29 protein-coding genes and 2 pseudogenes are annotated in these 25,721 nt (G+C 61.5%); 12 read left to right on the top strand and 19 right to left on the bottom strand.

The window, feature by feature from the left end; all coding sequences use genetic code 11:
* The 3 genes from ACLI1P_RS12970 to ACLI1P_RS12960 are packed head-to-tail and all read left to right on the top strand — an operon-like array spanning position 1 to position 1,219.
* On the top strand, positions 1 to 600 hold the full coding sequence (locus tag ACLI1P_RS12970) for a YqgE/AlgH family protein (protein ID WP_411709086.1): 600 nt from the start codon (positions 1 to 3) through the stop codon (positions 598 to 600).
* A 35-nt stretch (positions 601 to 635) separates the two neighbouring features.
* The gene (locus ACLI1P_RS12965) at positions 636 to 1,046 is read left to right on the top strand and encodes a hypothetical protein (protein ID WP_411709085.1); all 411 of its coding nucleotides are present in this window, start codon (positions 636 to 638) and stop codon (positions 1,044 to 1,046) included.
* On the top strand, positions 1,028 to 1,219 hold the full coding sequence (locus tag ACLI1P_RS12960) for an AzlD domain-containing protein (RefSeq protein WP_411709084.1): 192 nt from the start codon (positions 1,028 to 1,030) through the stop codon (positions 1,217 to 1,219). Before ACLI1P_RS12965 ends, ACLI1P_RS12960 begins: the two co-directional genes overlap by 19 nt.
* Here the strand turns inward: ACLI1P_RS12960 and ACLI1P_RS12955 are convergent.
* The 5 genes from ACLI1P_RS12955 to ACLI1P_RS12935 all read right to left on the bottom strand — a co-directional run bounded on the left by ACLI1P_RS12955 (position 1,216) and on the right by ACLI1P_RS12935 (position 3,823).
* Positions 1,216 to 1,524 (bottom strand): hypothetical protein, encoded by a 309-nt coding sequence (locus ACLI1P_RS12955; protein WP_411709083.1) that lies wholly within the window; start codon positions 1,522 to 1,524, stop codon positions 1,216 to 1,218. The genes ACLI1P_RS12960 and ACLI1P_RS12955 overlap by 4 nt on opposite strands.
* Positions 1,525 to 1,530: 6 nt before the next feature.
* Positions 1,531 to 2,490, bottom strand: a complete 960-nt coding sequence (locus ACLI1P_RS12950) for a bile acid:sodium symporter family protein (RefSeq protein ID WP_411709082.1) — start codon at positions 2,488 to 2,490, stop codon at positions 1,531 to 1,533.
* Between the two features lie 46 nt (positions 2,491 to 2,536).
* Positions 2,537 to 2,908 (bottom strand): Rieske (2Fe-2S) protein, encoded by a 372-nt coding sequence (locus ACLI1P_RS12945; RefSeq protein WP_296134009.1) that lies wholly within the window; start codon positions 2,906 to 2,908, stop codon positions 2,537 to 2,539.
* A 32-nt stretch (positions 2,909 to 2,940) separates the two neighbouring features.
* Positions 2,941 to 3,162 (bottom strand): hypothetical protein, encoded by a 222-nt coding sequence (locus ACLI1P_RS12940; protein WP_306507486.1) that lies wholly within the window; start codon positions 3,160 to 3,162, stop codon positions 2,941 to 2,943.
* Between the two features lie 214 nt (positions 3,163 to 3,376).
* Entirely contained in the window at positions 3,377 to 3,823 is a 447-nt protein-coding gene (locus tag ACLI1P_RS12935; RefSeq protein WP_411709081.1) for an SdpI family protein, read from the bottom strand.
* A 160-nt stretch (positions 3,824 to 3,983) separates the two neighbouring features.
* Here ACLI1P_RS12935 and ACLI1P_RS12930 point away from each other — a divergent pair, with 160 nt between their 5' ends.
* The gene (locus ACLI1P_RS12930; protein WP_408932304.1) at positions 3,984 to 5,219 is read left to right on the top strand and encodes a dicarboxylate/amino acid:cation symporter; all 1,236 of its coding nucleotides are present in this window, start codon (positions 3,984 to 3,986) and stop codon (positions 5,217 to 5,219) included.
* Positions 5,220 to 5,350: 131 nt separating this feature from the next.
* Here the strand turns inward: ACLI1P_RS12930 and trpA are convergent, their stop codons facing one another.
* The 7 genes and pseudogenes from trpA to ACLI1P_RS12895 all read right to left on the bottom strand — a co-directional run bounded on the left by trpA (position 5,351) and on the right by ACLI1P_RS12895 (position 13,468).
* Complete coding sequence (gene trpA / locus ACLI1P_RS12925) at positions 5,351 to 6,175, bottom strand: tryptophan synthase subunit alpha (RefSeq protein ID WP_411709080.1); 825 nt, start codon at positions 6,173 to 6,175, stop codon at positions 5,351 to 5,353.
* On the bottom strand, positions 6,175 to 7,389 hold the full coding sequence (trpB, locus tag ACLI1P_RS12920; RefSeq protein ID WP_411709079.1) for a tryptophan synthase subunit beta: 1,215 nt from the start codon (positions 7,387 to 7,389) through the stop codon (positions 6,175 to 6,177). The genes trpA and trpB overlap by 1 nt, the downstream gene beginning before the upstream one ends.
* A gap of 21 nt (positions 7,390 to 7,410) precedes the next feature.
* Positions 7,411 to 8,793 (bottom strand): bifunctional indole-3-glycerol-phosphate synthase TrpC/phosphoribosylanthranilate isomerase TrpF, encoded by a 1,383-nt coding sequence (gene trpCF / locus ACLI1P_RS12915; protein ID WP_411709078.1) that lies wholly within the window; start codon positions 8,791 to 8,793, stop codon positions 7,411 to 7,413.
* Positions 8,771 to 9,817, bottom strand: a complete 1,047-nt coding sequence (gene trpD / locus ACLI1P_RS12910) for an anthranilate phosphoribosyltransferase (protein ID WP_411709077.1) — start codon at positions 9,815 to 9,817, stop codon at positions 8,771 to 8,773. Before trpD ends, trpCF begins: the two co-directional genes overlap by 23 nt.
* Positions 9,817 to 10,461, bottom strand: a complete 645-nt coding sequence (locus tag ACLI1P_RS12905) for an anthranilate synthase component II (protein ID WP_296134022.1) — start codon at positions 10,459 to 10,461, stop codon at positions 9,817 to 9,819. Before ACLI1P_RS12905 ends, trpD begins: the two co-directional genes overlap by 1 nt.
* Positions 10,458 to 11,957, bottom strand: coding sequence for an anthranilate synthase component 1 (locus ACLI1P_RS12900; protein ID WP_411709076.1), 1,500 nt, complete (start codon positions 11,955 to 11,957; stop codon positions 10,458 to 10,460). Before ACLI1P_RS12900 ends, ACLI1P_RS12905 begins: the two co-directional genes overlap by 4 nt.
* A gap of 114 nt (positions 11,958 to 12,071) precedes the next feature.
* Positions 12,072 to 13,468 (bottom strand): annotated as a pseudogene (locus ACLI1P_RS12895) (amidohydrolase family protein).
* 6 nt (positions 13,469 to 13,474) lie between these two features.
* Here ACLI1P_RS12895 and ACLI1P_RS12890 point away from each other — a divergent pair.
* The 5 genes from ACLI1P_RS12890 (at position 13,475) to ACLI1P_RS12870 (ending at position 18,058) form a co-directional block, all read left to right on the top strand.
* Positions 13,475 to 13,738, top strand: coding sequence for a hypothetical protein (locus tag ACLI1P_RS12890; RefSeq protein WP_296134029.1), 264 nt, complete (start codon positions 13,475 to 13,477; stop codon positions 13,736 to 13,738).
* A gap of 191 nt (positions 13,739 to 13,929) precedes the next feature.
* Positions 13,930 to 15,417: an NAD-dependent succinate-semialdehyde dehydrogenase gene (locus ACLI1P_RS12885; protein ID WP_408932311.1), complete on the top strand. Its 1,488-nt coding sequence runs from the start codon at positions 13,930 to 13,932 to the stop codon at positions 15,415 to 15,417.
* Between the two features lie 145 nt (positions 15,418 to 15,562).
* The gene (locus ACLI1P_RS12880; protein WP_411709075.1) at positions 15,563 to 16,972 is read left to right on the top strand and encodes an aldehyde dehydrogenase family protein; all 1,410 of its coding nucleotides are present in this window, start codon (positions 15,563 to 15,565) and stop codon (positions 16,970 to 16,972) included.
* A 30-nt stretch (positions 16,973 to 17,002) separates the two neighbouring features.
* Positions 17,003 to 17,266, top strand: a complete 264-nt coding sequence (locus tag ACLI1P_RS12875) for a hypothetical protein (protein ID WP_411709074.1) — start codon at positions 17,003 to 17,005, stop codon at positions 17,264 to 17,266.
* Between the two features lie 3 nt (positions 17,267 to 17,269).
* Positions 17,270 to 18,058 carry a zeta toxin family protein gene (locus ACLI1P_RS12870; protein WP_408929800.1) on the top strand — a complete coding sequence of 263 codons (789 nt, stop codon included), beginning with the start codon at positions 17,270 to 17,272 and terminating at the stop codon, positions 18,056 to 18,058.
* Positions 18,059 to 18,212: 154 nt separating this feature from the next.
* Here ACLI1P_RS12870 and ACLI1P_RS12865 read toward each other — a convergent pair whose 3' ends face one another.
* Both ACLI1P_RS12865 and cmtR read right to left on the bottom strand, forming a co-directional pair.
* Complete coding sequence (locus ACLI1P_RS12865) at positions 18,213 to 20,105, bottom strand: heavy metal translocating P-type ATPase (protein WP_411709073.1); 1,893 nt, start codon at positions 20,103 to 20,105, stop codon at positions 18,213 to 18,215.
* Positions 20,102 to 20,461, bottom strand: a complete 360-nt coding sequence (cmtR, locus tag ACLI1P_RS12860) for a Cd(II)/Pb(II)-sensing metalloregulatory transcriptional regulator CmtR (protein WP_005530797.1) — start codon at positions 20,459 to 20,461, stop codon at positions 20,102 to 20,104. Before cmtR ends, ACLI1P_RS12865 begins: the two co-directional genes overlap by 4 nt.
* Positions 20,462 to 20,812: 351 nt before the next feature.
* Between cmtR and ACLI1P_RS12855 the strand changes: the two are divergent.
* Together ACLI1P_RS12855 and ACLI1P_RS12850 are read left to right on the top strand one after the other, a co-directional pair.
* Positions 20,813 to 21,024: pseudogene (locus tag ACLI1P_RS12855) on the top strand (type II toxin-antitoxin system RelE/ParE family toxin).
* Entirely contained in the window at positions 21,011 to 21,319 is a 309-nt protein-coding gene (locus tag ACLI1P_RS12850) for a HigA family addiction module antitoxin (protein ID WP_306508343.1), read from the top strand. The pseudogene ACLI1P_RS12855 and the gene ACLI1P_RS12850 overlap by 14 nt, the downstream one beginning before the upstream one ends.
* Before the next feature lie 54 nt (positions 21,320 to 21,373).
* Here ACLI1P_RS12850 and arfB read toward each other — a convergent pair whose 3' ends face one another.
* The 4 genes from arfB to ACLI1P_RS12830 form a co-directional block, all read right to left on the bottom strand.
* Positions 21,374 to 21,817, bottom strand: coding sequence for an alternative ribosome rescue aminoacyl-tRNA hydrolase ArfB (gene arfB / locus ACLI1P_RS12845; protein WP_411709729.1), 444 nt, complete (start codon positions 21,815 to 21,817; stop codon positions 21,374 to 21,376).
* Positions 21,818 to 21,848: 31 nt separating this feature from the next.
* A complete protein-coding gene (locus ACLI1P_RS12840; RefSeq protein ID WP_296134837.1) occupies positions 21,849 to 22,358 on the bottom strand; it encodes a putative glycolipid-binding domain-containing protein in 510 nt (169 codons plus the stop codon).
* 77 nt (positions 22,359 to 22,435) lie between these two features.
* Positions 22,436 to 22,822: a Fic family protein gene (locus tag ACLI1P_RS12835; RefSeq protein ID WP_411709072.1), complete on the bottom strand. Its 387-nt coding sequence runs from the start codon at positions 22,820 to 22,822 to the stop codon at positions 22,436 to 22,438.
* The gene (locus tag ACLI1P_RS12830) at positions 22,822 to 23,154 is read right to left on the bottom strand and encodes a Fic/DOC family N-terminal domain-containing protein (RefSeq protein WP_296134833.1); all 333 of its coding nucleotides are present in this window, start codon (positions 23,152 to 23,154) and stop codon (positions 22,822 to 22,824) included. Before ACLI1P_RS12830 ends, ACLI1P_RS12835 begins: the two co-directional genes overlap by 1 nt.
* 354 nt (positions 23,155 to 23,508) lie before the next feature.
* Here ACLI1P_RS12830 and ACLI1P_RS12825 point away from each other — a divergent pair, with 354 nt between their 5' ends.
* Entirely contained in the window at positions 23,509 to 25,068 is a 1,560-nt protein-coding gene (locus ACLI1P_RS12825; protein ID WP_296134832.1) for an ATP-binding protein, read from the top strand.
* Here ACLI1P_RS12825 and ACLI1P_RS12820 read toward each other — a convergent pair.
* Positions 25,043 to 25,693: an MOSC domain-containing protein gene (locus ACLI1P_RS12820; protein WP_306508342.1), complete on the bottom strand. Its 651-nt coding sequence runs from the start codon at positions 25,691 to 25,693 to the stop codon at positions 25,043 to 25,045. The two genes, ACLI1P_RS12825 and ACLI1P_RS12820, sit on opposite strands and share 26 nt — an antisense overlap.
* Positions 25,694 to 25,721 lie beyond the last annotated feature (28 nt).

Below are 25,721 nucleotides of genomic sequence, written 5' to 3'. Positions count from 1 at the left end.
ATGTACGCAGACAGACTTTTCAACGCCCTCGAGCGCAACGATCCCGTGCCTGGCCAGCTTCTTGTCGCCGCGCCAGACACCCTCATGCCGCACTTTAACCGCTCCGTCATCCTCATCGGTGAGCAGGACGCCGGGCGTACGTTTGGCGTCGATCTGACCAAGCGTTCCGAAGTCGCTCTCTTTAACGTCATGCCGGAGTGGCTGCCCCTGGCGGCCAAGCCCCAGGCGCTCTATGTGGGCGGCCCTCAGAACGATAGGAACGTCGCCGGCGTGGCCATGACGCGCCAGGGCGTAGACATTGATAAGGAACCAGCGCTGACTCGGCTTGCGCCGCGGCTCGCGTACGTCGATCTGCGCGTCGGCCCCGAGGAGCTGCGCCCCCTCGTGGAGAGCATGCGGCTTTTTGCCGGCTGCTTCATCTGGGAGCCCGGCGAGCTGGAAGAGCAGATCGAGCGCGGCGAGTGGTACGTTGCGCCAGCCCTGCCTCAGGACGTCCTCGCCGCGGGCAGCGCCGACGTCTGGGCGGACGTGATGAAGCGCCAGCCCATGCCGCTGCCGCTGTTTTCCACCTTCCCGCGCTACGTGGATGAAGATAACTAGGGGCCATTCATCCCGCGTGGGATAGCATGTCAGCCATGCAGGAGGAGATTGTCAGCGCCATCCTCTCTTCCCTGCCTCGCGGCTCCCGCCCATCCGGCGTCTTCGTCTTCACGGTGGAGGCCTTCTGCCAGGTGCTGTGGGTCGGCGCCGGAATTATCGGGGCGCTGGCCGGGCAAGGTATCCCCTCCTCTATCGAAGGCCTGGAATTTGCCCTCGTGGCACTCTTCGTGGTTCTGGCCATCGACTCCTTCCAGAACAACAAGGATTACTCCCTCCCGCTAAGTGCCTGCGCCCTGGGAATTCTCGCCGCCGTCCTCGCCCCGGGGCAGCTTCTCATGGTGGCGTTGACCGCCTACTTCCTCCTGCTGCTTCTCCGCTTCCTCTCCCCGCGCCTGGACGGCGCGCTGGTGCTGCGAAAGGAAGAGCCATGCCGGCCGGGGTTATGACCGTGCTCGTGGTCTACACCGTGTTCGGGCAGATGCGGGACACCGGAAACGTGCTCGCCCCCATCGCGGCCGCTGCCGTGACGGCCGGGCTGCACCTGTGGCGCCGCAACTCCGGGCTATCCATCTTCGGGGGAACGCTGTTGTACATGGCGCTGGTCAACCTCGTTGCTTAGAGGTCGCCGTAGAGAGCCTGGGTCTTGGTCCACAAGGAGTGGAAAACTGGGGCGTCGATAAGCTCCGCGTCAATGTCTGGGAACTTGTCGTAGGTCCGCGGGTGCGGAACCACCTGCTGTGGGATGTCCGCGTTGCCTACCGAGGTCTGCGGCGTCGCCGCCCCCACAATCTCCTCATTGGGCGCCAGCGCGATCATGCGGACCATCATGCAAGAGTCGTCGCTGAGCTCCTTCATCTCGGCAACGTGAATGGCGGTGCCGACCTCCGGAATGGACATCGTAGTTCGGACATAGAGCGTAGTCATAGCGCCCTACTCTACCCGTGCGTAGCGTGCGGCCACAGACGCGCAGATCATTAGCTGCACCTGGTGGTAAATCATGAGCGGCAGGATGAGCAGACCCAGGGATGTCGCGCCGGAAGCAAAGATTACGGATGCCATGGGGAGCCCAGTGGCCAAAGACTTCTTGGACCCGCAGAACTCGATGGCGATGGTGTCTTCCCTACTGAACCCAAGGGTCCGACCTACCAATCGGGTGAGCCAGAGCATGAAGAAGACCAGTGCCGCAGCGAAGGCGATGTGGAAGAGGATCTGCCAGACGCTGATCTGTGACCAAATGCCGTCCACTATGCCCTTGGAAAAGGCGGCATAGACCACCATGACGATGGATCCGCGGTCCACAATCTTGGTGGCCTTGCTGGCCGCAATCTTTCCTACCCATCGGCGAGTGAGCTGACCCAGGGCGAAGGGCAGCAGGAGGAGTACGGAGATTTCGAGGAAGACGGAGCTGTCGATGTGAATGCCGTCGCCGGCGCCCATTAGTGCTATGACGAGGAGTGGGGTCAGGACGACTCCCGCCAGGTTCGACGCGGAGGCGGACACGATGGCGCCGGCCACGTTTCCTTTGGCTACCGACGTAAAGGCGACCGAGGACTGCACAGTCGACGGCACCAGTGTGAGGTAGAGGATGCCCAGGTAGAGGTCGTGCGGGATGAAGAGCGTTAGCGGGCGCAGGGCTAGGCCAATGAGCGGGTACACCGCGAACGTGAACGCCAAGATCGTCAGGTGTAGCTTCCAGTGCTTAATGCCATTGATGGCCTCGCGCGTTGACAGGCGTGCGCCGTAGAGGAAGAAGAGGAGCGCGATGCCGATGTTGGTGAGAACATCGAAGGTGTCCGCAAAGCCCCCACGGGCCGGCGCGATGATGGCCACGCCTACGGCGCAAAGAATGAGGACGATGAGGGGGTCTAGATTCTTCAGGCGCTCAATCATAGAGTTGATTGTAGCTAGTCAGTGCGCCCATGTTTCACGTGAAACGTTACGCGGAAACGTTCTTGACGGTATCGCCGTTCTTCTCGACGCCGTACTCAGTGAGCGGCTTGGAACTCGGGCCGCCGGTGACCTCTCCGCTGGCGAGGTCGAAGCTGGAGAAGTGCGTCGTGCACGTTGCGGTCATGCCGTCGATCTTGGTAATCAGGCTGCCCTGGTGCGGGCAGGTTTGCGAGTAGGCCTTGAACTCGCCCTCAGTGGGCTGGGCGAAGATAACCTTATCCACAATGATGGCAGAGCCGACAGGGATTTCTGTCGCGGCCACTTCAGCCGACGGCTCCTTACCGCACGCGGCGAGGTAGGCACCCGCGAAGGTGGTGGCGGAACCGAGGAGGAACATGCGACGTGAACACTGAGTCATGCCCTCTACCCTAGCGCGTTTCTAGGCGTGGTCTAGGCGTGGTCCCCGTTCCACACTGGGAGATCTGAGGCACTCCTGCCGCTGTAGTCGTAGGACCCGTACGCGGTTCCGAGGTCGCTGTAAATGGTCCCCGCCTCTGCCCGGTCCGCGACACGGGTCTCGACAGTGCGCGCGAAGGTGGCACCGGCACCGAGCACCGTGAGGCTCAGCGCGGCCGCGGCGACGATGGGAAGTGCTTGCTGTGGAAACTTCATGAGGACTATCGTCCTCCCCCTTCCCTAGCATTGTCACGCGACCGGACCGCGTTGCCATCGTCTTGGCGTCATGTTGCCAGTTGGCCTTAAGAAAACTGGCGGCTCTACCCCAATGTGGGCCTCACCAACGATAGGTGGAAATTACGGAGTGACGATAAGTTCCATCCACGGTAAGCTGAGGGTGTTTCGTAACAGTGCCGATAAATTCGGGGTGCTACGCGTTGTTTTGATCTGCGTGCTGGGCGGCGGTGCGAAGCGCTGCTACATCGACGGTCGGTGCGGAATCGCCGCAATTGCAGGAATCGCCGCAGCCCTCCTCTTCCTTGTGGGCCTGGTCCCACAGGTATGCGGCGCGGGCGCCCATGTTCGATCCGATGGAGAGCGCCAAGAGCGCGATGATGAACGTGAAAACGGGGATGAGCCACATCCAGCCAGAGGCGGTGAGCGCGACGGCGCCGCCGAAGATAAGCGAGACGCCACCCAGCATCCAGAACGGTCCGGCGATGGCGTGCGCGTTATCCCACGCGTCCTTCGACTTACGGATCTCCGCCAGGCGCAAGCCGACGACGCTGTTGCCGGGAAGCTTGCGGAGCGTGGCCAATCCCCCGACGATAAGGAGGACGGCGGCGAGGACGAAGAAGACGATTCCAACTGCGAGCATGATGCATAGTCTATCCCGTCGCCTCCCCGCAGGGAAAAGCAATTTAGATTATGAGGTTGCTGCTGTAATATACATTTCGTGTCCGATAGTAGATATTTTCTCCCTTATCTACCAGCCGCGGCGGCTATGACCATGGTTCCACACTAGAAAAGACTCACATATGACATTTAAGAGTGTTCTCAACTCTCTGTTGTTCAAGATCATCTTGGCGATCGTCTTGGGCATCATCGTTAGCCAATTTGCACCCGAATGGTTGGGCCGAACCTTCGCTACCTTTAACGGCCTCTTCTCGAACTTCCTTGGCTTCTTCATCCCGGTTCTGATCTTCTCCCTCGTGGCTCCTGCCATCGCGGGCCTGGGCCGCGGTGCCGGTAAGTGGCTGGGGATCACTGCGGGAATCTCGTACGGCTCCACCATTGTCTCGGGCGTCGTTGCTTATGGCCTGAGTCAGGCACTGTATCCGATCATCCTCAAAGGCCAGACGCTCAACACCGAGGTGGCGGATATTGACGCGGGCGCGGTAGAGCCCTACTTCACTGTGGAGATGGCCCCGCCCTTCGAGGTGATGACCGCTCTGCTGCTTTCCTTCTGCATCGGCGTGGCCATGACGACGGTCAAGTCGGACACACTCTATGCCGTGTCCAAGGAGCTGGAGAACGTCGTCATCAAGGTGATCTGGGGCTTTGTGATTCCCCTGCTTCCGTTCTACATCTTCGGAATTTTCCTCTCCCTGGGCATGAACGGCAACATTGGTACGGTCATCGTTGCGTTTGCCAAGGTGCTCATCCTCGCCGTGGTGATGACGATTGTGTACCTAGTCTTCCAGTACATCATCGCCGGCGCGATGACCGGGAAGAACCCGTTCAAGGCATTGAAGACCATGGCACCCGCCTACTTCACTGCGCTCGGTACGTCCTCCTCCGCGGCCACCATCCCGGTGTCCCTCGACGCCGCGCTTAAGAACGGCATTTCCAAGCCGGTGGCCGGATTCGTCATCCCGCTGTGCGCGACGATTCACCTGTCCGGCTCGATGATGAAGCTGGTGCTCTACGCCTTCGCCATCGTCTACATGGCGGACGGCATGGAGGCCGACCTCGGCAAGGCAATGGGCTTCGTCTTCCTGCTCGGCATCATGATGATCGCCGCGCCCGGCGTCCCCGGCGGCGCCGTTATGGTTGCGGTGGGTCTGCTGCAGGCAAACATGGGATTCGACGAATCCATGGTCGCGCTCATGATTGCCGCCTACATCGCCATCGACTCGGTGGGTACGGCGGCCAACGTCACCGGCGACGGAGCCATCGCCATGATTGTTGACAAATTTGCTCGCAACAAGATTGACGGCCTAGAGTCCGACGCCGACGCAGAAGCAGCGGCCGATGAGGCCCGCACTGCTTAAGTTTCACGTGAAACTCGAGCCCCTTCCCTACTGTGGGAAGGGGCTTTTTGTATGGGCATCGCGCTTGCTGACGCCGCCGTGGTCCCCGTCAGCCTCAGCGCGAGAGTTTCACGTGAAACTTAGGCGAGTGTCTAGCCGGGCAGCGTAGCCGCCTTCATCGACGACACATAGTCTGACACCGCCTGGATAAGCGTGTCCTCTGGTCGGCCCTCCTCGTCGAGGTGGGCGTCGATGATCTTTGTTAGCGCAGAGCCGGTGATCGCTCCGGCGGCCCCGGCGGCGATGGCCTGCGCGACGTGTTCGGGAGTGGAGATTCCGAAGCCGAGGAGGACGGGGGCACCGCCGAAGCGCTTGACGTTGTTTACGACGCCGCCGAGCCCCTGAGTCTCCGACTCCTTCTCGGTGCCCGTTACCCCGTCACGCGAAATGGCGTAGATGTAACCCTTCGAGTGCTCGGCCACTCCCCTCAGCGTCGCCTCCGAGGCGCGGGCGGGAGCGATATAGATGGGCTCGATGCCCGCGGCAGCTGCGGCGGACGTAAACGGCGCGGACTCCCGCACGGGGACGTCGGGAAGCAGAATGCTGTCTGCGCCAGCATCATGGAACTGGGTGTAGAAGTTCTCGAGCCCTCGGGTAAACGCCACGTTGCCGTAGATGAGCATTCCGATCGGAAGCTCGGAAAACTCGTGCCGGATCTGCCGGACCTGATCCAGCGCTGCGTCGACCGTGGCGCCATTCGCCAAGGCGCGGATGTGGGAGGCCTGAATGGTGGGGCCATCGGCTACAGGGTCCGAGAATGGGACGCCAAGCTCCACTGCGTCCGCGCCGCCCGCCACGGCCGCTCGTACGATGCGCAGCGCGGTCTCCGGGTCGGGGTCACTGAGCATGATGAAGGGTACGAAGGCCCCTTCGTGGCGCTCTCCGAGTCGGGCGAAGAGTTGGTCATAGCGGCTCATTACTGCTCCTCCTTGAGGCGGTATTCTGGGTGCTCGCTCAGTGTCCTGCGAACGTGGTCGATGTCCTTATCGCCCCGGCCGGAAAGCGAGACGAGTATGGTGATGTCCTCCTCCTTACGCTTGAGGGCGTAGGCCAGCGCGTGCGAGGACTCCAGGGCGGGGATGATGCCCTCCTTCTTGCTCAGTAGCTGGAAGGCCTCGAGTGCCTCCGCATCCGTAATGCCGACGTAGGTGGCGCGGCCCGTCTGTGATAGGTGGGCGTGCTGGGGGCCGACGCCCGGGTAGTCAAGACCGGCGGAGATGGAATAGGATTCTTCCACCTGGCCGTCGGAGTTGCGCATGAGGTAGGACCGAGCGCCATGCAGGATGCCGATGGTGCCATTGTTGATCGTGGCCCCGTGGCGCCCAGAGCTGAGGCCCTCTCCCCCGGGTTCGGCGCCGACGAGTTCCACGGACTCGTCGTCGAGGAAGTCGGCGAACATGCCGATGGCGTTTGAGCCACCCCCGACGCACGCCACGACGAGGTCCGGAAGGCCGCCAGTGCGCTCCAGCATCTGGGCCTTGGCTTCTTCAGAAATCACCTTGTGGAACTCGCGGACAAGCGTCGGGAAGGGGTGCGGGCCGGCCGCGGTGCCGAGAAGATAGTGCGATTCGTGGAAGGTCGCGGTCCAGTCACGGAGGGCTTCGTTGACGGCGTCCTTGAGGGTGCCCGAACCGGAATCGACGGGAACAACCGTTGCCCCCATGAGCTCCATGCGGTACACGTTGGGTTGTTGCCGGTCCACGTCCTTCGCGCCCATGTAGATGACGCAGTCCAGATCGAGCAGGGCGCACGCGAGCGCGGTGGCCGTGCCGTGTTGGCCGGCGCCGGTCTCGGCGATGATGCGCGTCTTGCCCATCCGCTTGGCCAGGAGCGCCTGGCCAATCACCTGATTGGTCTTGTGTGCTCCGCCGTGGACGAGGTCCTCGCGCTTGAGGAAGATCCGGGCTTTACCGCCCAGCTTGGTCGCCTCGGTAAGAGGTGTGGGCCGTCCGAGATAGTCCTTGAGATATCCGGCCAACTCCTCGCGGAAGGCGGGATCATCCTGGGCATCGACGAAGGCCTGCTCGAGCTGATCGAGGGCTGGGATGAGTGACTCGGGGACAAACTGTCCGCCGAACTCGCCGAAGTAGGCGGGAAGAAGCGTTTCCCGTCGGTCTTGGTGCTGTGTCATGGTGGTCCTTTGGGTTAGGGGTTAATACGTAAAGTGACGAATAAGAGAGAAGGCCTGAGCAATAACCGCGGGGTCCTTGCGGCCTCCCCTTTCGAGTCCCGAGTTCATGTCGAGGCCCGCCGTGCCGGTCCTGAGGGCGTTGGGGATGTTGTCGGCGTTGAGCCCGCCGGCGAGGAGCGCCTTCGACTTCACCGACTCCGGAATGGCCGACCAGTCGAAGCTCGTCCCCGTGCCGCCCTGCCCCGAATCGAGGATGAGGATATCGGCGGTGTCGACAAGCGCGGCCGCCACGTCCGGCCCGTGCGGCGCCGCCATGTCAATGGCGCGCCACACCTGCCTCTCCCCCGCCGCCGCGCGGACGGAGTCGATGAGACGTAATTCCTCCTCGACGCCGCCTTGGTAAGGCGCGTGAATCTGGAAGGCGTCGATGCCGTCGAGGGCGAGTTCTTCCCAGCCGTGCGTGCGCCGAGACACGGCGACATAGCTGAGATCCGGCTCGTGTGCGATGATGTCCTGTGCTGTTTCACGTGAAACATTGCGCGGCGAGCCCCCCTCAAAAATCAGCCCGCCGTAGACGGCACCCGCGGCGCGCGCCGCCTGCGCGACCGACCAGGAGGTGAGCCCGCAGACCTTGTTGGACCCGAAGACGAGCTCGCGGGCGGCCCGGTCAATGTCCGGCGTTCCCGTAAGTTGCGAGCCGACGAGGAACGCGTTGGCGTGTGCGCCGAGACGGCGGACGGTCTGATTGTCGCGGATCCCGGACTCGGAGACGACGACCTTGCCGGCGGGAACGTGGCTGCCAAGGCGCGCAGTGCGCTCTAGATCGATGGTGAGATCGTGCAAATTGCGGTTGTTGATCCCGATGACATCCACGCCGAAGGCCGCGGCCCGCGCCACCTCCTCCTCGGTGATCGCCTCGGTGAGGACGTCGAGTTCCAAGGCGTCGGCAAGCGCCTTGAGCTCCCCGTAGGTGTCGTCGTCCACGATGGACATCATGAGGAGAATCGCGTCCGCCCCAAAGTAGCGTGCGGCGTAGACCTGGATGGGATCGATGATGAAGTCCTTGCACAGTACCGGCAGGTGGGTGGACAGGGCCACGGTCTGCAGGTGGTCGTAGTCGCCGCCGAAGCGCTCGGGCTCACAGAGCACGGAGATGGCTGAGGCGTAGCGCGAATAGACCCGCGCAATGGCGCCGGGCTCGTAGTGCTCCCGAATCAGGCCCAGCGACGGCGAGGCCGACTTGCACTCCATAATGAAGCGGTTGGTGCCACGCAGCGCGTCGAAGAAGGAGCGCTCGGAACGTGGGATCGCGTCAAAGTCCACGCCCGCGAGGCGCTGGCGGATGGCCGGGAGGTGGGTGCGGCGCTGGGTGACGATCCCCTCAAGCACGGTCGGCAGTGCCATAGTTCGCCTCCTCGTGCTTCTTCAACCACGCGCCGACCTCGCCCGAGTCGATGAGTTCCTTGGCATGGACGACGCCCCCGGCGATGGACTCGGCGGTGCCGTAGAGGTAGAACATGGCGCCGACATTCGCGGCGATGGCGTCGTAGTGCGCCGGGGCTCCGTTGCCGGAGAAGACGGCGCGGAGAGAGCGCGCGTTGGCCGCGCCGTCGCCACCGGCCAAAGCGGAGAGGTCGTGGTGGCGTACGCCAAGCTTCTCCGGGGTGAGCTCGTAGCTGCGGACAGAACCCTCACGCAGCTCCCCTACCTGCGTCGAGCCGTGAACCGCAATCTCGTCGGTGCCCGCTCCGTGAACGACCAGCGCGCGGGAGCGCCCGAGATCCCGGAACACCTCGGCGATAAGCTCGCCCTGGGCGGGGTTTGCAATGCCCATCATTTGAAACTCTGGGTGCCCGGGGCTGAGCAGCGGACCCAGTGTGTTGAAGAGAGTAGAGACGCCGAGCCCCTTGCGCACCGGTTGCACGTGGGCGACGGCCGGATTGTAGGCGGGGGCAAAGAGGAAGGTGAAGTTCGCGGCCTCGAGCTGACGCACGGCGCGGTCTGGGTCGAGGTCGAGGGGGATGCCGAGCGCTTCGAGGACGTCGGCGGACCCGGACTTGGAGGACACGGAGCGGTTGCCGTGCTTGACCATCCTCACTCCCCCGGCTGCGGCGACAAGCGACGCCCCGGTGGTGATGTTGATCGTATTGGCGCCATCGCCGCCTGTCCCCGCGGTGTCCATTATTCCCGCCCCGGTGACGGGGAAAGGCCTGGCGGCGATGAAGGCTCGGGCGGCCCCGGCGACATCGGCAAAGGTCTCGCCGCGGGTGCGGATGTGGGTCAGCAGGGCCGCGACGTGGATATCGTCGTACTCCCCCACCGTCAGCGGCGTGAAGACCTCAACGGCTTGTTCGAGGGTTGGTTCGGTGATGTCGAGGTAGGCCTGGAGAGTGGCCAGCGGATCGCGGGCGTGAATCTGAGGCGTCATTAGTAGGAATCCTTAAAGGTGGGCTGGACAGAAAGTTGGTGGATACAACGGGCTACGATGAGGGGTCCGCTGGGAGTGAGCACGGACTCGGGGTGAAATTGGAGGCCGAGCGCCGTGCCGTCCCGGGTTTCGGCCGCCATGATGACGGGGCCCGCCTCGGTCTCGGTGGTGGCCAAGCTGCGCATCGCCCCGGGAACCGCGGTGGATCCCAACGAGTGGTAGCGCGCGACTGGAACGAAGCGGCCGACATAGTCCGGCTTATCGGGCTCGGAGTCTGTGGTGAGTCCGCGGAAGATGGGGTGGCGTGAGCCGTCGTCAGTCAGCGTCATGGGCACTGAGGCCCCATGGACGGGGCCACACGGCGCGACGGTCGCGCCGAAGTGCTCGAGTAACGCCTGAAACCCCAGGCAGATCCCGAGGATAGGGGTGCGGCCCAGGGTGACGTCGATAAGCTGCATCATGGTGCCGGCATCCCGCGGATGGCCCGGGCCTGGTGATAAGACGATGAGAGTGGGCTGCGCGGCGAGCACCTCCTCCACGGAAACGGTGTTGCGAAAGACGGTGGTGCGATACCCAGCTAGGGCGTCGACGAGGTTGTAGACGAAGGAATCGCGGTTATCAATGAGGACAATGTGCGGGTTCATCGGATGACCTCCAAGTGGGCGGAGTGGGCCTGCGCGATGGCGCTGAGCACCGCGAAAGCCTTGTGGACGGTTTCGTCGGCCTCGGATTGCGGAACGGAATCCCGCACCACCCCGGCCCCGGCCTGGACCACGGCCTTGCCTGCGCGGACGTAGGCTGAGCGAATGACAATGCACGTGTCCATCGAGCCATCACCGCGCACGTAGCCGATTGCGCCGCCGAAGGATCCGCGGCGGGTCTTCTCGGTCTCCCGGATAAGCTCTAGGGCGCGCAGCTTAGGTGCTCCGGTGAGGGTTCCCATGTTCATGCAGGCGCGGTAGGCATCGAGGGCGTCGAAGTCTTCGTGCAACGTAGCGATGACGCGGGAGACCAAGTGCATGACCCGGGAGTAGCGGTCCACATGGAGCAGGTCCGCCACCTGGCGGGTGCCCGGCACCGCGACGCGGGCAAGGTCATTGCGCGCCAAGTCCACCAGCATGATGTGCTCCGCTAGCTCCTTGGCATCAGTGCGCATCTCCAGCTCGTTGCGGATGTCTAGCTCGTGGGTGGCGCCGCGGGGCCGGGTGCCGGCAACGGGATAGATCTGCACCTGCCGGTCCGCAGCGGTGTACTTGAGGTTAGACTCCGGTGATGCGCCGAACAGCTCGTGCTCCTCGCCGCGGATGTAGAACATGTACGGCGAGGGGTTGGTCTTCCGCAGGGTGCGGTAGGCGGCGAAGGCGTCCGGGCAGTCGATGGTAAAGGCGCGGGAAGGAACGACCTGGTAGATGTCGCCGGCGGTGACGTTGCCTTGGAGGCGTTCCACGTGGTGTCGGAAAGCAGCGTCGTCGATGCTGGCCCGGGCGGTGACGGTTGCTAGCGGTGCCGGGGGTGCCGGGGTGACGGGGTCGGTATGTGCGGCGCGGTCGAGTTCTTCCTCGAGCACGTGCTTGTCGACACCCCACCCCTCAATCTTTGCCGTCTCCGTCAGGTGGTCCACGGTGAGGACGTGCTCGGCCACGAAAAACTCATAATCCGGATACTCATTCGGCCCATCCGGGACCGGCGGGAGCTGCTCGAAAGTCTCCAGATAATCGAAGGCGAAGCCGCCGCCTAGGAAGGGCAACATCTCCCCGGAGTAGAGGCAGCTGAACTGCAGCGTGCGCAGGACGTCCGCGGTGGACGTGGAACGCAGACGGGCGCGCTCATCGTGCTCGGAGGAGAGCTCAAATCTCAAGGTGATGCTGTACTCCGTGCTGTGAATGATTCGGGAGTGGAAGTCCTGTCGGAGGTCATCGATGAGAATTCGGCCAGATTGCGTCAGCGCGGTCGCCGTGACCTCTTGACCGCGGCAGACCACCTTGAGCGCTGCCTTGGTGATGGCGATGCAGGTGAGGTTCTTCTTGGTCTCGATGTCCGCGGACTCTAAGAGCATCGAATCCTGCGGTGTGGCGAGGGCATAAAAGAGCGCGGCGGCGTCTGGTGTGTACGCGACCTCGCGTTGGGCTGTAAACGGCATACTGTGTCTTTCATTAATGATGTGTGTGCTGCCGCGAGCTTCGTGGAAGAAACCTAAAACGCCGAAAAGCCCGCAGCTGCGGGCCTGAGATGGGAGAACAACGAGGCCCGCGGGTTACGCGCGCCACCACCAAAGGTTAAATGTGTTCTTCACGTCACTGACGTTACCGCAATACCTTCTGCCATACAGGTAAATAGATTCACGGGTGCCCCCGAATGCCGAGCAAGTTCCTACAGCCGCTGCTCGGCGGCCCTGCAACCAACTGGTCCGGCATCCTTCCCAGGGCGTTGCTGCGGAAAGAAAGTCGGATGCGTATTTCACAACCCCATGGCGGAGATCGCCAGGATCAAGGGCGCAACCTCCGCTAGAACCCCCACAGTAAGCCTGTGTTTCACGTGAAACACAGAGGGATCGAATCCCGTCGAGGATGGCATTGAGTTCATCGAGCGTCTCGAAGGCTGGGTCCTCGATGAGGCGATCTCGCGCGATGACCATACGGGGAGCGCTGAGGTTGCGGAAGGACTCGAGGGGGTTGTCGTCCACGACGACGAGGTCGGCTGCGAAACCTTCCTCTACCCTTCCGGTGACTTCTCCCCAGCCGAGGATTTCGGCATTAGTCTGTGTTGCCGCGTGGAGCGCCTGAGCGGGGCAAAGCGCACGAGATAGTCCAACTCGCGCCAGAAGCTGTAGTGCGTCACGTACGTGCAGGCGGAATCGGTACCCGTGCCGATGACTACACCCTCGGCCACGGCCGTGCGAAGGCCATCCAGCATGTTCTCAAAAATGGCAATGCCGTTCGGCTTCACCACATCATTGACCTTGGTTACTTCCGTGTCTAGCGTTGACAGCGGCAGTGCGGGGATAAGGGTGGGCACGAGCGCGGAGTATCTGCGAAGGGAGCGCGGGTTGTTCTTGAAGAGCTCCACCATCTCTGGGGTGAGCGGGCAGCCGTGCTCGATGGTGTCGACACCCGCCTTTTGCGCCTCCGTCACTCCAATTTCGCCTTGCGCATGCGCGGCGACGATGACTCCGGCTTCGTGTGCCTCGTCGCAGATAGCTGCCATCTCTTCCTCAGTAAGCTGTGGGCGTCCCGCCTCCCCTAGTGAACGCGCGTCGGTCACGCCGCCCGTCGCGGCAATCTTGATGCAGTTTGCGCCGTTGCGGAGGCTCTGGCGAACATTACGGCGTCCTTCCCACGGGGAATCATTGACCAACGCAATCTGCGGTACACCGTGTCCGCCGATTGCCGCGAGGAGCGGGCCGGAAGCCAGGATCCGGGGACCAACGTACTCCGCTGCCTCAATAGCCTCGCGGGCTTCCGCGACCTCGTAACCGGGATCCCCGAGACTGCGCAGCCCGGTGACACCGGAGTTGAGCTGGGTGAGAATGTTGGCCTTGGTGCGCTTGCGCATGAGAGCGCGACCGAACAGAGTGTTGAAGACTTTGGCTGCAATGGCCCCGCCGCGGTCGGAGGTCAGCGCTGGGTGAAGTGGCTTTCCGTCGGAGAACAGGTGGGCATGCGCGTTGATAAGGCCGGGCAGGACGAACTTGCCGTCGAGGTTGATGCGGCGCGCACCGGGGAGATGCGGGGCTTCGTCGGCAGGCCCGACATAAACAATGGAGCCTTGCTTGTCGACGCCTATGGGGTGGTTCTAAAGGACGGTACCGACGGCGTCGCCGGTGACGATGGCACAGGATTCGAGGATAAAGGCGGTGCGTGGGCTGGTCATGTGATCAGTCTAAAGCGAACCGTGTTAGGGGGCCGAAAAAGTTTCACGTGAAACGTGGTGTAGAAACACACACTGTGAATTGGCGAGTTCTCCGAATTATCCCCGCGGGGGTAGCCCTTTAGGGTGTAGCGCGAATGTGGAAAGTTCCACTGTTCGTGCAGTTTAAATGGTCGATTCGCACTGCTTGGGGAGTAGTCACTCAACTGGCAGACAAATTCACTCGAGGAGGGTAGAAAAGACTCATGAGTGATAACACAAATGTCAAAGTTGATGAATTGCTGGCCAAGGTTCCGACTGGACTGCTGATTAACGGTGAATGGGTCGATGCCTCTGATGGCTCCACCTTTGATGTGGAGAATCCAGCCACTGGAGAGGTCATCGCGACCCTCGCTTCTGCAACGTCTGAAGATGCCAAGAAGGCTATGGATGCTGCATGTGCAGTCCAGGATGAGTGGGCGCGCACCTCTACTCGCGAGCGGTCTGAGTTGCTGCGCCGCGCATTTGAACTGGTTCAGGAACGTAAGGACGAGTTTGCCACTCTCATGACCTTGGAAATGGGCAAGCCATTGGCTGAGTCTTATGGTGAAGTTACCTATGGCTCTGAGTACCTGCGCTGGTTCAGTGAGGAGGCTGTCCGCGACTACGGCCGCACCCTGCCCGCGCCGGAGGGCACCCTGCGCATGATAACCCGCCGCAAGCCGGTGGGCCCGTGCCTTCTCATCACTCCGTGGAACTTCCCACTGGCCATGGCTACTCGCAAGATCGCGCCGGCCATCGCCGCTGGCTGCACTATGGTGGTGAAGCCTGCCAAGCTCACGCCGCTGACCACCCAGTACTTCGCACAGACCATGATTGATGCCGGCGTTCCGGCTGGTGTGGTTAACGTGGTCTCCGGTAAGTCCGCTTCCGCTATCTCCGAGCCAATTATGGCCGATTCCCGTCTCCGCAAGATCTCCTTCACCGGCTCTACCCCGGTGGGCAAGACCCTACTTAAGGCCGCTGCAGACAACGTCCTGCGCACCTCGATGGAGCTGGGCGGCAACGCTCCGTTCATTGTCTTTGAGGACGCTGACATTGACCAGGCCGTGGAAGGCGCTATGGGCGCCAAGATGCGCAACATCGGTGAGGCCTGCACTGCAGCAAACCGTTTCATCGTCCACGAGTCTGTGGCCGAAGAGTTCGCAGAGAAGTTTGCCAAGCGCATTGGTGAGCTCAAGGTGGGCAATGGCCTCGATGAGGGCGTTACCTGTGGTCCGCTGGTCGAGCAGAAGGCGCTCGACAACATCACCGCGCTGGTTGACGACGCCGTAGAGAAGGGCGCCAAGGCCATCGTCGGAGGCAAGCCAGGCGAGGGAAAGGGCTACTTCTATTCCCCGACCGTTCTGACGAATGTTTCCCGTGATGCTCGCGTGGCGCAGGAAGAGATCTTCGGCCCGATTGCTCCAATTCTGACCTTCTCTGACGAAAAGGAAGCTATCGACATTGCTAATGACACGGAGTACGGCCTAGCCTCCTACGTCTTCACCGAGGACTCCGACCGTATGTGGCGCTTGGGTGATGGCCTTGAATTCGGCCTCATGGGCTTCAACGCCGGTGTTATCTCTAACGCCGCTGCCCCGTTCGGCGGCGTCAAGCAGTCCGGCATGGGCCGCGAGGGCGGCGCCGAGGGTATTGCAGAATACACGTCGCTGCAGTACATCGCTATGCGTGATCCGTACGCAAATACCTAAGTCTCCCTGTGAAGCCGGCGGGCACCATCTCGATGAAGTGGTGACCGCTGGCTTTGTCGTTGGAGCCACACTGACTGGAACCACAGTGACTGTGTCTTGGGTAACATGTCCAAAACGACTCCACTAGACTGTCTAGGAGAACCCGATGACTCAGTTCGCCAGCTACGCTGATCTACTCAATGCCATCACGGATGAAAACGGACGTGAGATTCTCAACCCTGCGACCGGTGAGGTCGTAGGCCGCGCTCCGCAAAACACCGTGGAGGACCTTAACGCTGCAGTTGAGAAGGCACGTGCAGCACAGAAGGACTTTGCCAAGCTGAGCGACGCAGAGCGTTGCGAGCTACTCACCAAGGCTGCAGCCGCCATCGACGCCAATGCAGAGGCACTCGTGGAGCTGCTTTCCCGCGAACAGGGCAAGCCGCTCAACGGGCCGAACGCCCGCTTCGAGGTGGGCGCATGCTCCGGGTGGCTCAACGCCACGGCATCCTTCGAGCACCCGAACTACACTGCCGTCGATGATGACATCACCGCCACCGTCAACTACCGCCCGCTCGGCGTTGTCGGTGCGATTGGTCCGTGGAACTGGCCGATGATGATCACCATCTGGCAGATTGCGCCGGCGCTGCGTATGGGCAACGCGGTCGTCGTCAAGCCTTCCGAGTACACCCCGCTGTCCGTGCTGGGTCTGCTCAAGGTAGTCAACTCCGTGCTGCCGGAGGGTGTCCTCCAGGTTGTCAGCGGTGATGGCGAGGTCGGTGCCGCGCTGACTACGCATGAGGGCATCGAGAAGATCATGTTCACCGGTTCCACCGCCACCGGTAAGAAGATCGTGGAGGCCAGCGCCGATAACCTCACCCGCCTCACCCTGGAGCTCGGCGGCAACGACGCCGGCATCGTGCTGGATGATGCCGACCCGAAGGAAATCGCCGGTGATCTCTTCTGGGGTGCCTTCATCAACACCGGCCAGACCTGTGCTGCGATGAAGCGCGTGTACGTGCCGGAGTCGCTGTACGACGCTGTCTGCGAGGCCCTCGTCGAGGTGGCCAAGGCCTCCCCGATGGGCGTGGGCTTGGAAGAAGAAAACGTGCTCGGCCCGCTGCAGAACAAGCAGCAGTTCGACATCGTGGACAAGCTTGTCAAGGCTGCCAAGGATTCCGGCGCCCGCGTACTGCTGGGCGGCGACCCAGACTACGACGCGCCGGGCTACTTCTACCCCACCACTCTGGTGGCGGATATTGACCCGGATAACCCGCTGGCCGTCGAGGAGCAGTTCGGCCCCGCGCTGCCGATTATCAAGTACACGGACCTGGAGTGGGCCATCGAGCAGGCCAACAAGCTCGACGTGGGACTGGGTTCTTCCGTGTGGTCGTCCAACCGTGAGCGTGCCCTTGAGGTGGCCTCCCGTTTGGAGGCCGGTACTACCTGGATCAACGCCCACGGTGCTGTGGATCCGCGCGTGCCTTTCGGCGGCATCAAGTCCTCCGGCTACGGCGTGGAGTTCGGTACCGAGGGCCTCAAGGGCTTGGCTTACCCGCAGATCATCAACGGCTAAAACCGCCATGGCGCTGCTATTCTTAGCGCCATGAGCACCGCCAAAGTCCCGGAGATCGAGTACGCAGCCTTCGACGCCATGAAGGAGGTTGCGTCCTCGCTGAAAGCTGCCTACCTCACTCGGGCCGCTGAAGCAGGCAACGATGTTGAATCACAATGGTGGATTCGTCAGAATTGGCTGGTAGAGGACATAGTCAGTGGTGTTGATTCAACCGACATTGAAGCCGTCCGCGCCGCTGCGGCTCTCTTTGCGCAGCGGCTTGAAGCCCTCTCCTCCGAGCACAAAGCGGCATAGCCTATGCTTTCCGCCGCTGACTTCCCCGTTGATCCGCAGGTCATGGAGCAACGGCTAAAGACTCTGCAAACTAGCTATTTTGGTCGGTCGAATGCTCATGGTCCGGCTGTTCCAGAGGTCATTTATGTGGCGGGGCAGCCAGCGTCAGGCAAATCAACGGCTATTGAATCTGTAAAGAATGGTCACGCGGTCCTTGATTCCGATGAGGTTCGGAAGCTGCACCCCGCCCTCGATGAGATCATGGACCGCGACCCCCTGCGCATGGACGTGCTCACCAATGGACCGGTCCCCTTTTGGATGTCTTCGCTCATTGAGTATGGTCGGCAGCACGGGCACTCCCTCATCATTGAGAACACGCTGTCCAACCCGGAATTCATCGCGGGTGAGATAGCCAAGTTTCGCTCCGCGGGTTTCCGCGTGAGGGTCGTGGGCTTGGCGGTGGCGCAGGAGGTCTCCAGGCTCGGTGTCGTCCAGCGCTACCTGGAGGCGCAGCGCGTGAGTCGCTATCCGCGCTGGACAAATGAAGTTTCCCACACGTCGGGCTTTAAAGCCATCGTCCCAGGGCTTCAAGCGATTGCCCCGCTTGTCGACGACCTCGAGATCCGCAGCCGCGATGGCCGCACTTTGAGCGGCATCGAGGATATTGAGGCTGAGCGCGCAACCTGGTTCGACTCCCCCGCCATTCGCGCTGATTGGCTGGCCCGCTTCGACAGCTGTGACTTGAGCGGCCTTGAAGCGGAGAAGCTCACGCAGAACCTCGTGGCGGATGCAGAGCGTATCCGCAAACTTTAAGGCTGTGCCCGTTGAAATCTTAGGTTCACCCACAGTTCCCGTGCCTGCACGCATCGAGAAGGACCAGGTGGTGAACTCGAATGACTCGCCTGGTCCAACGTGTGTGTGCGCTCGGCGCGTGGTTTAACCCTTATAAGACTTGCCGGTCACAGCCTCAGCGTTTCGCTCGTGCAGCCCGCAGGCCGTTCAAGATCACGATGACTTCGGCTACTTCGTGTACCAAGACGACGGCGGCCAGGCCCAGTACACCGCTGATCGCCAGTGGCATCAACACGATGATGATGGCCAGAGACAGCACGATGTTTTGGTTGATGATCCTGCTGCCTCGGCGGGCGTGCTGCAGCGCCTGCGGGATCAGCCGGAGGTCGTGGCCAGTGAAGGCGACGTCAGCGGACTCGATCGCGGCGTCAGAGCCGGTTGCTCCCATCGCAATGCCCACCGTTGCGCCCGCCAGTGCCGGCGCGTCGTTGATGCCGTCGCCGATCATCGCCGTCGGCGTCTTGGAGGAGAGTTCGGCGACGATGCTTGCCTTGTCCTCCGGTCGCAGCTCGGCGCGCACGTCGTCGATTCCGGCGATTCCAGCCAGCGCCCGGGCGGTGCGAGTGTTATCGCCGGTGAGCATGCTCACTTCCACGTCGTTGTCGTGCAGGGACTGCACGGCATCGGGCACCTCGGGCCGCAACTCGTCGCGCACCCCGATCGCCCCGGCGAGAGCGTCATCGACGGTGACTAGGACGCAGGTCTGGCCTTCGGACTCCATGCGCTCAACGTCCGCCTTCAGTGGCCCGGCGTCGATCCATCGGGGGCTGCCCACCAGCACCCGTCGGCCTTCGACGGTGCCGCCGATGCCATGACCGGCTTCCTCGCTGATATCCAAGGCGGTGGGCGCTTCGGGCTCCGCTGACACGATCGCCGCGGCGAGGGGGTGCGTCGATTGCTGCTCAACCGCCGCCGCGAAGGAAAGCACCTGCGCCCGATCGAATCCGTCTGCCGGGACCACTCCGGTAACCTCGGGCTGGTTGCGGGTAAGGGTTCCGGTCTTGTCTACCGCCAGGTGACGGATGCCGCCGAGTCGCTCGAACGCCGCGCCGGACTTGATGACTACTCCGAACTGGCTGGCCGCGCCGATCGCGGCCACGACCGTCAGCGGCACGGAGATTGCCAGCGCGCACGGCGACGCTGCGACCAGGACCACCAGCGCACGGGTGATCCACGTCTCGGGGTCGCCCAACAGCGAGCCGATCACGCCGACCAGCACCGCCAGGATCATCACCCCGGGCACGAGGGGTCGGGCAATCCGGTCGGCGATCCGGGCGCGGTCACCCTTCTCCGCCTGCGCCTGCTCGACGAGGTCGACGAGTGTGGTCAGCGAGTTGTCCGTTCCAGCTGCGGTCGTCTCGACCTCAAGCACACCGGCGGAGTTGATCGCTCCCGCGGGTACCTCGTCGCCGGGCGCAACCTCCTCCGGAATGGATTCTCCGGTGATCGCTGAGGTGTCAAGGCTGGAGCGTCCGGACCGAATGATGCCGTCCGTGGCGATCCGCTCCCCGGGGCGTACGACCATTAGCTCGCCAACCTCAAGGTCCTTCGCAGCGACCTCGGCCGTCGTACCGTCGCGCAGCACGGTCGCGGTTTGCGGTACCAGCTTCAACAGTGCCCGCAGTCCGCCTTGGGCCCGGTCCATCGCCTTATCTTCAAGCGCCTCGGCGATCGAGTACAGGAACGCCAGCGCCGCGGCCTCTCCGACGAAACCAAGGATCACCGCGCCGACCGCGCTGATCGTCATAAGCAAGCCAATGCCGAGCTTGCGCTTCGTGACAAGGTTCCGGATCGCTCCAGGTGCGAACGTGTAAGCGCCCAACAGCAGGCCAAGCCAATACAGTACCGTTGCGGGCGTCTCCAAGTCGGACCAGTCCAGCGCCAGTCCTGTAATGAGGGCTACGCCGGAGAAGATCGGTAGCAGTAGCTCGGGGTCCTTCCACCATGGCCGATCGAGCTCTTCGATCTCCGTGGCGGGTTCGTGTTCGCATCCACATGCTGAACTCATGCGTCCGTTCCTTTCTCGCCGCAGCCGGGCACCGAGCACTCAGTGTCGATGCAGGGGGCATTCTCGTCGACGGCCAGCGTCGCGTTGACCAGCGCTTCGAGCGCCGCCGCGAGGTGCGGATCGGCAATTTCGTAGCGGGTCTTGCGGCCCTCCGGCTCAGCGACGACGATGCCGCAATCGCGTAGGCAGGACAGGTGGTTCGAGACGTTCGAGCGGGTCAGATCCAAGCTTTGCGAAATCTCGGCCGGGTAGCCCGGACCGTCGAGTAGGGTCATCAGGATTCGGGAACGCGTCGGATCAGCCATGGCCCGGCCGAGCCGGTTCATGACGTCGAGGCGCGAAGCAATAGTCAGCATGTGCTGAACAATACAACGTGTGCTGAACTATTCAAAATGCACTGAACTGACGGTTACGCGTAGGTCCTGCGACCTGCAGGAATTAGTCGATGGGATAGCAAATGACTGATCCGTTGTGGTTCGGCTGCCACCCAACGCGGGAGCGACGTGGGCGGCGAGGTTCTCCAGAATCTTCACGTTGACGTCCACGCCATCCCGCAAAACCTTTACGTGTTTCCATGCGCCCATATGTTCTCTGTGTGCTGACGTAATTACAGTTTTCTGATTGTTGTAGGCTAACGAGAAAGTAACTTTGCAACTACATACTGTGGAGTTCAAATTTAACGTGTAGCGTTATTGACGCTTCGCGTTATGGGGGATAGGGTGAAGCAGATCCAGTCGTTCGCTGACAAGGACACTGAGCGTCTGTGGAATCGAGAGCGGATTCCCCGGGAAACCGGCTCGAGGCGTTGAAAGGTGATCGGCGGGGTCAGTTCAGCATTCGAATCAACGACCAGTGGCGGATCTGTTTTCGATGGTCCGTCGCGGGGTCAGAGGAGGTTGAGATCGCTGACTACCACTGACAAGCTCCCTCCGGTTCACCCCGGTGAGATCCTCATGGAGGACTTCCTCAAAGGAATGGGGATCACCCAGCAAAAGCTCGCCGTCTCCATCGGCGTTCCACCCCGCCGGATCAACGAGAATGTTCACGGTAAGCGCGCTGTAACCGCTGACACGGCCCTTCGTCTAGCGAAGTTTTTCGAGATGAGCCCCCAGTTCTGGCTCGGGTTACAGGCTCAATATGACTTGGACGTGGCGGAAGACAAGATCCTCTCGGAAATCGAGCGGATTCAACCGGTTCACGCTGTCTCGGCGTAGCGGTTACCCGAACCAGGGCCGTCAGCGTGAGGATATGTATGCGGATGGTTCGAACTAGGGAATTTGGGGCCGCCGTCGCGTGGACTTGAGTTCCGAGCGCCGCTTTTTAGCTTCGAGACGGCGCCGCACCGAGCCGCGCGTCGGCTTCGTTTTTCGCCGCGGGGGAGGGGGCGGAGCGAGCGCCTCACGCAAGAGGGCGGCCATGCGCTCTCGCGCCTCGGCGCGGTTACGGACCTGCGAGCGCTGCGTCGACGCGCTCACGGTGAGCACTGTGCCGTCCAGGCGGTGTTCGAGGTTGTGGAGGGCGCGGCGGCGTTGGGCGTCGGAAAGCGATGAGCACGTAGCGATATCGACGGAAAGCTGCACTTTGCTGTCCGTAGTATTGACGCCTTGGCCACCTGGTCCCGACGACTTCGCGAACTGCTCCGTCAGGTCGGCGGCGACGATGACCAGACCCCCGGGGATCCCTGGGCCAGGCGCGATGGTCAGGTCGTTTATACCGCCCAGCTTAGATAGAGTTGTTTCCGGATCAGACCCGCCGTGCGAGATCAGGGTAGTGTACGACCACGCCGCCACCGTCGACCTCCAACTCGACGTCGACTCCCCGTGTTCCGCTTTCGTATCGGACAGTTTCAGCATCGACGGAGCTGTAGTACTGGTCTGATGCGATCACCTGGAGGGACGGTATATCAATCCAAGCCATGATCAGCTGCGTTTTCGGAACCTGAGTCTCAAGCAGCGTCAAGCGACGAATAGGCATTGTGTTGGTGAGAGGGCACAGACCGAGATCGCAATCGAGTGCGGCTTTCAGGTCGGCTGACTGGACGATACCGGGGGAGGGCAGATCTTCAAGCTGGGCGCCCTCTTCATTGGTTTCCACCGACCACACGCCTTGCTCGGACCTAAACAGCTCGAGGCTTCGCCCCCATCCGTCGCCTTCAACGTTCACCGACACACGTTCAGTCACCCAGTTCTCCGCGGCGCGCAGCTCCCACGTGGCCTCGTATCCATCGCCGTATTGCACTCCGGAAGCGGTCAAACCGGCTCTTAAAAAATGAACTGCGGCCTAGTTCCGGATGAGGGGAATCTCGACATGCTCCCACTTATACGTGCGCTTCATGGTGAGGATTTTCCCACGCTTGATGGTGCGAAAAGGCAGGTAGCTTTCGATTTGGACCACGTACCGAGGACGAGGCATACCGGCAGAATGGTGTATTCAGTAAGTCCGCGACGCAGAAGAATCCCATGAATGAGAGCACGGCCCACACGGCCGTTGCCATCTGCAAATGGGTGAATCGTTTCGAATTGAGCGTGAGCAATCGCGGCCTGGATGAGAGTACCGTGCGAAGCGCCATCGAGATAAAGACACAAGTCGTCCACGAGGTCATGGACTAGACGTGGGGGCGCTGGGATGAACTCGGCCCCAATGGGTGTGTGGTTACTTCCACCAATCCAGTTTTGAATAGTGCGAAGACCAGTGGGGATAGAGCCCTTCTCCCCCATCAACTCTCTTTGGAGCTTTTCAAGAAGGCCGATGGAGATGTTGGTTCGGTGGCAAAGCTCTTCTCAATGGAACACAGAACGGTGAGGTTACGCGCAACCTCTTCCGCGCTTTCCTTAAAGCCGCGGACTTCCTCCTTTTGGGCGAGTTCCGCGAGGACAACCTTGTCGACGTTGGGCGCAATACCTTCAATGCGTGAGGAAGAAATCGCCTCAGAACGCATGAGTAAGCAGGCCACAGACTCCAACTGGCCAGAAGCAGCATGACGGTTGAGATCCAAGATCTCTCGCTCGATACGTGCTGCCCGGCTGGTGAGCTCTGGGGAAAACTCCATGCCTTACTTACAAGATGGTCAGGGACATAGACCTAAAAAGGGCCTCCGGCCTTATCACGCCGGGGAATGCCGGAGCCTGATTCGGGGATCCAGCTCTCGGTAACGTAGTGAGGCTTGTAGAGGCTATCCATTCGTCAAACAGCAAATGAGTGGTTGGATAACTCTTATCCAACCACTCATTGCGGTTTATGCGCTAGATAAAGCTTAAACATACGGGGTTTCAGGGCCATAATTTGGCCTCAATGAGAATGTCAATGACACCTCAATGGGAAGATCAATGAGAACTCTTGTCATTGAAGAGGAATGAAGTTAGCATTGAGCCGTCATTGTTAACATTGAGGGCGGGTATTCATCGTGAACAATTGGTCCGAGAATCAGCTGAGAGAGCTATTGGCTGAGCTTGAGTTGCGCGGCGGTGATTCAACAACAGTCGAGGTCAAAACCGCTCAAGGGGGCATTCCGGACTCTCTACCGCAGACATTATGCGCGTTCGCAAACATGCCGAGTGGCGGCCTTATCATTCTCGGTGTCAATGAGAAGGAAGGATTCATTGTCACTGGCATTGAGAATCCTTCTGAGATGGAGGCTGCTCTGGCCTCGCAGGCGCGTCATGCCATCACCCCTCCAGTCACAGTGCATACCGACAGTGTGGCAATAGATGGCACGCATGTCGTGATTGCGGAGGTTACGGGTCTTCCGATTATTGATAAGCCTGCTATCTACAGGGGAGAAGCGTATCTTCGAATGGCTGATGGGGACTACCGTATGAGTGCCTCGGAGCTGCGCATGATGGACGTGGCAAAGCTGCATGCCGAAGAGGCAGTGTCCTATGACACGACGATTGTGGAAGGCACGAGCCTTGCAGACCTAGATAGCGACGTGGTGCAAGATTTCTTGGTTCAGGCGCGGAAAAAGAATCGGCGACTATCGGGACTTACTCAAGATGAGGACGTCTTACGGGCGCTAGCGGTGACGACCGCGACTGGAGAGCTGACGCTTGCTGGCCTGTATGCGCTGGGTTTCTATCCCCAAGGGCATTTTCCCTCCTTAGCAGTAACGGTGGCGCAAAGGCTACCAAATGGTTCGAAGCACGGGCGAGTGTTGGGGTTGGAGACCTTTGAGGGGCCCGTTCCGGTGCTGTTGAACTCGGTAATGGGATGGGTAAGGCAACGTTTAGCCGCCGTACGGCGATATCGAGAGGACGGATCAATGGTGGAAGTTCCTGAACTTCCCCTTCCGGCCATTCGAGAGGCCGTGGCTAATGCATTGGTGCACCGTGATCTTGGGCCAAATACGTTGGGTGCGGGTAAATCGATTGATGTCCGCCTATTACCGGACAAGATGGTTATCTCCAGTCCAGGAGGCCTACGGGATCTGACGGTTGAACAGATCAAGTCGAGAGATCTGGCGCGCCAGGAGATTAACCAGCGGCTCTATAGACTGTGCCGATATCTCAAAGCAGACGATGGCTCTTTTGTTATTGAGGGCGAAGGCGGCGGCGTGCAGCTCATGCTGGATGCCGCGCGAGAGCAAGGACTACCGGAGCCTGACCTGATAGATTCTGGCGTGCAATTTACGGTGAAGATGTGGCGGCCGGACACTCGTGGAGAGGCCCGTATCTGGGAGCCACTACGCAAGGAGGAATCAGGCACCGGCCCGGAACGACGAGTGGATGCACCAGTGACCTTGGAACGCCTGGGTGTTAACGCCCCGCGCGTAGCGGAGGCGCTGCGTACGGCGGCACAACCGCTGTCTATCGGCGAAATAGAAACAGCCACAAACCTTACTCGAGCGCAGGTCCGATATGCGCTGAAGTCACTGGTGAAGGCACGATTCGTGCGTATGGATGGCACGCGCGGTTCACAAGCGACAACCTATGAATGGCTAGCTAACCGCGGGGCTGCAGGCGCTTAACCAGCTGCTCGTGGTGGACTGCGGCAAGGCAGCCGGCGTCGACGACGCGCCGGGCTAGCTCCTTGTCCCCCATCTTGGCGGCAAAGGCCATGCCCATGGTGATGTCATGGTCGGGGCGGCCGATGAGCGTGATTTCATCGCCAGGAGTGATGCGGCCAGGCTCGATGATGCGCAGGTAGGAACCGCAATCGCCGCGCTCCGTGAAGGACTTGAGCCAACCGGGCTCGTCCATCCGGCCGGAGAAGGTGGCACAGGGCGTGCGCGGGATAGACACTTCAAGCACGCACTCCCCCACCTGAATCTGCTGGTTGATCAGCATATTCGGCCAGGAAATCCCTTCGGTGGTGAGGTTCTCCCCGAAGTAGCCATCACGCAGCACACGGTTGAGCGTGCCCTCCCAGTAATCGAGCTCCTCACGGGCCACGGCATACACGGCCTTCTCGGCGCCGCCGTGGTGGGCGTGGTCACCGATGGAATCCCCCACCACGCCAGAGCCGTCACCATAGTTGGGCCCGGGTATTTCCAGATCCAGGAAGGGGCGTGGCTGCTTATCGATGCCCGTGTACTCGTGCTGCCCGTGCGGCTCGGGGCGGCGGACAGCGACGTTCGTGGAGATAACCTTCATGCTCACCTATTGTGGCACACCTCACGGG

Source organism: Corynebacterium tardum, from assembly GCF_046717785.1.
GTDB lineage: Bacteria > Actinomycetota > Actinomycetes > Mycobacteriales > Mycobacteriaceae > Corynebacterium.
This window is presented reverse-complemented; position numbering and strand designations above follow the sequence as displayed.